Genomic DNA, 3,747 nt, shown 5'->3' on the forward strand with positions numbered 1-3,747 from the left:
ATTTTCAAAATCAATTTCTCTTTTTGATAAAATAATATTTTTATTTTTTTTGTTATTGTTAATGTTAATGTTATTGTACCCTCTTGAAGAATCTTCAAGACATCTTGAAGAATCTTGAAGCTCTCTTGAAGATTCTTCTTGGTTTTTATGTTTTCTAGTATTGGCGGCTTTTGCTGCTCTTTCTGCAAACTTATTTAAAGTTTCGTCTGAATTTTTTAATTCTTCTTCAACATCTGAACACCACAAATGACCATCTTCTGAAAGAATAATGTGTCCAGATCTAAATAAGTAATCTAATGCCTTCTGAAATCTTTTTACTGAACAACACGTAAAATGAGATAATATTTGCGCATCATTTACAAGAGGCTCTCTAGTACGCAACATTTGCAATCGCAATCGCATATAAACATTGCCTTCAATTGCGGGCAAACAAGCAAGATCAAGTAGCCACTTGTCTGCAAAAAGCCTCGTCCATGGCAACTTAGTTGACATGTATTGCCTCCTCTCTTTTCTTACTCCACCTTGCTAAAGCGGCTTTTGAAGCTCTTTCTGAATATTTTCTTTGAACACTTTGATCAAAAGCTAATGACTTATGCCATAAGCGCCTATTCTCTAAACGCGTAATAAGACCCATCATTATTAAAGTTTCTAACGCCTTTTTAAACGTTTGCACTGAACACCCACACCAACCCGATAAACAAGACGCATAATTGATAAGAAGCGCTTTTCTATTATTCATTAGCAACACAAGTGTTGTATAAACAGCCTTCTCTGTCGCTTTTAAACTTGTAAGCTCTTTTAAAAACTGATCTGTATTAAATTTTACAAACGCCACTTTATTGTTGGACATCACTCTAAGATCTCCTTCTCTTTAACCAAATATAAAATTGCTAAAGCATCTGCTTCATTATCATCACATGGCTTGTGTCCTTTAATACACATTGCCTCTATCATCTCTTCTTTCGACGCATTCCCCTTCCCCGTCGTCGCTTTCTTAATCGTACTTACTGGTATCCCCTCATACGGTATCTGATGCTGTTCACACCACGCCGTTAATGTTGCTAATAAACCACCGTAAACATGCGCTGCATCCGTGCCAACATGACGCCTCACCTCCTCAAAATACACCGCGTCAATTTGACCTGCTGTCTGCTTTATTTCTGATAGCCATTGTTTAAAACGCAAGTAACGCATTCCACCGCCTTCAAAACGACGGGAGTAAAAATTAATGGTACCACTTATGATACTACCGTCCCCTCCACGTATCGCCCACCCCATCTTCGTACCTAGATCAAAGCAAAGAATCGTGTTATTCACCGCGCATCTCCATACAAAATGTGTTTTATAGAAGTGTTTTTTCCGAAAATGAAGGAAAGAAGGGTGTAAGAAGTATGCAAATAGATAAAGATGTTATAGCTATAATTATTAGTATCTTTTCCCTAATACTATCGTTGTTTTTAAGATACGTAGATCTCAAAAAAGCAGAAAAGACTCGAAGAGAAGATTTATGCAATGTAGAAAAACAGTTTAACCATCTAGAAGAGCAAAATAAATCATTGCAAAAGCAAGCCACATCATCAGAAAAACATGTCAATTTTTTACTAAAAACAAAAGAAGAAATGGACTTAGGACCACCGCTACAGTTCAATGTACATAGTCCTACTCCAGACAAACATGATCCTAATAAATTTAGTGTCATATTATACATTAAAAATCCTACAGAAAGAATGATTAAAATAAATCACATATGGATAGAGAAAAAATGCCAATTCGAATTTGATAAAATAGTTTATAGCAACGGTACATTTATTAGCGGAAATGGCCAAATAACTATCAACCCCACATCTCCGAAACATATAGACCTAATAAAACTCGAAACAGAACAAACCTTACAAAATGGTCTTAATTCCTTTAATAATATAATCGGTGGACAAGAAATTAAATTAGAATTTTTCATTTGTTCCTCAAAATTGAATAAATCAGATACTCCGCTTTTTATTATGGAACATACTTCCTCAAGTAATCCTCAAAAAACAATTAAAGCTTCTTTTTGGACCTATTTCTTATCCCCTCATTCTTCCTAAGTTTATCCTCTAGATCCCATATTATTCTTTTTTGTTTAATTATCTCATCCCTAAGCTCTCCTGCCTGTTTAAAATAGTGATAAACCTCATAAAGCAAATATAGATTGGTAGTTATAGAAAGAACTGTTGCTACTAAACTCATCTTTCTCTCCTCACTTACCCTGCTTCTTACTCTTCTTACTCTTATGAGGCGGCGCTTTTACTGCTTCATCACGCTGCTTAAGCTCTTGTGTTAGTCTTTCAATGTCCTCGTCGCGTGATTGAACATCTGCTTTTAGTGTCCGTATCTTTTCACTTTTCCGTGTAAACTCTTCTCGATACGCATCTATACTTTGTTTTAGTTCTTCAATCTCTTGCTTCAGTTGTTTAATTTCCTTGTCACGTTCTTCAAGATCCGCATCACATTCATCAATGGTCTGCTTGCTTTCCTTTAAATACCTAAACTCATTCTCTCTCATTTTTTTCTTAAGATCTTGAACCTGCTCTTTAAGTGCTTTAACTTGGTCGCGATAATGCAATGCAATACGAAACATCACTCCGCTTAAGAGCAAAACTGAAACCACTGCTATCCATAAAATTTCATTCGAACTCATTTTGATCTCCTTAATGCTGCAATCTATCGCCCGTCTGATCAACAACGCGGCTCTTGCAAATTTTCGACATTGGGGGGTGTTGCTCTTGCATTAATCTCTGCAAGCGCTCAGGATAAAAAAAATCTTCGGGGCGCAAATCTATCCCATGATCACGTGCGTAGGTTAATAATTGCGCCTGATAAATTGAAGGAAATAATCCATTAGCACCCCCCTTCTCTTTAGAGTAAGTGATACGATAAACAGCGCCTTTACACTTCTGCAAAATACGCGAAACATTAACAGCCCCCCCTAAATATTTTATTATGGTATACGCAGGTTCTTTTTTCATAACAATAAAATTTCATATTTCATGAATTTTATCAAGATAAAAATTCAGTTTTTTTTTATTGATTTTTCATGTCACATGAAAGAGCCTTACTCTTATGGAATCGGATCAGTTAAAGGCATGGCTTAAGGAGCAATTAGCTAAAAATGGACATGGCAGCAAAAAAATGCTAGCTAAACACTTAGGAATATTGCCATCTGCTTTGTCCAACATACTAAATAATTCAGCAAAAAATAAACCAATAAAACCTAGATTAATAAGAGCGGACGAACTAATAAAAATTATTGATTTTTTTGGTGAAATCCCACCTTTTTTAATAAAAGAATCTGAACAATTTATTCGTCTTTATTATCAAGCAAAACCTGAAGTTCAGAAAGCTGTTTTAACGATTCTTCAAAACTCTTGTTCTTTAGACAAAGAATAATAGCTGCCATCACTTTTTTATCTCCATAATTCCAAAGTTTTTCTAACATTGTGTTATCCATAATTAATTTTTACCTTTATAAAATTTCATATTTTATGAATTTTTTTATTGACGATGTTCATTAAATATGAAATATATAGATACCATACCCCGAAAAAAAAAACCTATGTCAAGGCGTTTTTTTCAAAATGTATTTAAATATTTTGATATGGAGGCATTTGTGAAAAAACCAGTGTTTATAAACTCTGATGAAATTCTCTTAGTCATTTGCGAAAATGAAGAACAAAATCTCGCTAAATCTGGTCCTTTCTTAGAAGAAAA

The 3,747-nt window shown here is 34.5% G+C and carries 6 protein-coding genes and 1 pseudogene; 2 read left to right on the forward strand and 5 right to left on the reverse strand.

Features of this window, described 5'->3' with window-relative positions:
* The 3 genes and pseudogenes from ACFIM1_RS08990 to ACFIM1_RS09000 all read right to left on the reverse strand — a co-directional run.
* Nucleotides 1–492, reverse strand: a pseudogene (locus ACFIM1_RS08990) (hypothetical protein); the annotation flags it as partial.
* Nucleotides 482–850, reverse strand: a complete 369-nt coding sequence (locus ACFIM1_RS08995; protein WP_375694656.1) for a hypothetical protein — start codon at nt 848–850, stop codon at nt 482–484. The gene ACFIM1_RS08995 and the pseudogene ACFIM1_RS08990, both read right to left, overlap by 11 nt.
* The gene (locus tag ACFIM1_RS09000; protein WP_375609797.1) at nt 850–1,317 is read right to left on the reverse strand and encodes a crossover junction endodeoxyribonuclease RuvC; all 468 of its coding nucleotides are present in this window, start codon (nt 1,315–1,317) and stop codon (nt 850–852) included. The genes ACFIM1_RS08995 and ACFIM1_RS09000 overlap by 1 nt, the downstream gene beginning before the upstream one ends.
* Before the next feature lie 74 nt (nt 1,318–1,391).
* Between ACFIM1_RS09000 and ACFIM1_RS09005 the strand changes: the two genes are divergently transcribed.
* Complete coding sequence (locus ACFIM1_RS09005) at nt 1,392–2,084, forward strand: hypothetical protein (protein ID WP_375609796.1); 693 nt, start codon at nt 1,392–1,394, stop codon at nt 2,082–2,084.
* A 152-nt stretch (nt 2,085–2,236) separates the two neighbouring features.
* On the opposite strand, the gene ACFIM1_RS09010 is transcribed toward ACFIM1_RS09005, so the two are convergent.
* Together ACFIM1_RS09010 and ACFIM1_RS09015 are read right to left on the reverse strand one after the other, a co-directional pair.
* Entirely contained in the window at nt 2,237–2,677 is a 441-nt protein-coding gene (locus ACFIM1_RS09010) for a hypothetical protein (protein WP_375609795.1), read from the reverse strand.
* Between the two features lie 10 nt (nt 2,678–2,687).
* Complete coding sequence (locus ACFIM1_RS09015; RefSeq protein WP_375609794.1) at nt 2,688–3,005, reverse strand: hypothetical protein; 318 nt, start codon at nt 3,003–3,005, stop codon at nt 2,688–2,690.
* 94 nt (nt 3,006–3,099) lie between these two features.
* Here ACFIM1_RS09015 and ACFIM1_RS09020 point away from each other — a divergent pair, with 94 nt between their 5' ends.
* Nucleotides 3,100–3,426, forward strand: coding sequence for an XRE family transcriptional regulator (locus ACFIM1_RS09020; RefSeq protein ID WP_375608881.1), 327 nt, complete (start codon nt 3,100–3,102; stop codon nt 3,424–3,426).
* Nucleotides 3,427–3,747: the final 321 nt, after the last annotated feature.

It is taken from the genome of Bartonella sp. AC158YNML (assembly GCF_042196725.1).
Classification (GTDB): Bacteria; Pseudomonadota; Alphaproteobacteria; order Rhizobiales; family Rhizobiaceae; genus Bartonella.

Bases quoted from the DNA above. Each gene is read 5' to 3' on its own strand.
- ACFIM1_RS09020 (WP_375608881.1), top strand. From the start codon at position 3,100: ATGGAATCGGATCAGTTAAAGGCATGGCTTAAGGAGCAATTAGCTAAA.
- ACFIM1_RS09005 (WP_375609796.1), top strand. From the start codon at position 1,392: ATGCAAATAGATAAAGATGTTATAGCTATAATTATTAGTATCTTTTCC.
- ACFIM1_RS09015 (WP_375609794.1), bottom strand. From the start codon at position 3,005: ATGAAAAAAGAACCTGCGTATACCATAATAAAATATTTAGGGGGGGCT.
- ACFIM1_RS09010 (WP_375609795.1), bottom strand. From the start codon at position 2,677: ATGAGTTCGAATGAAATTTTATGGATAGCAGTGGTTTCAGTTTTGCTC.
- ACFIM1_RS08995 (WP_375694656.1), bottom strand. From the start codon at position 850: ATGTCCAACAATAAAGTGGCGTTTGTAAAATTTAATACAGATCAGTTT.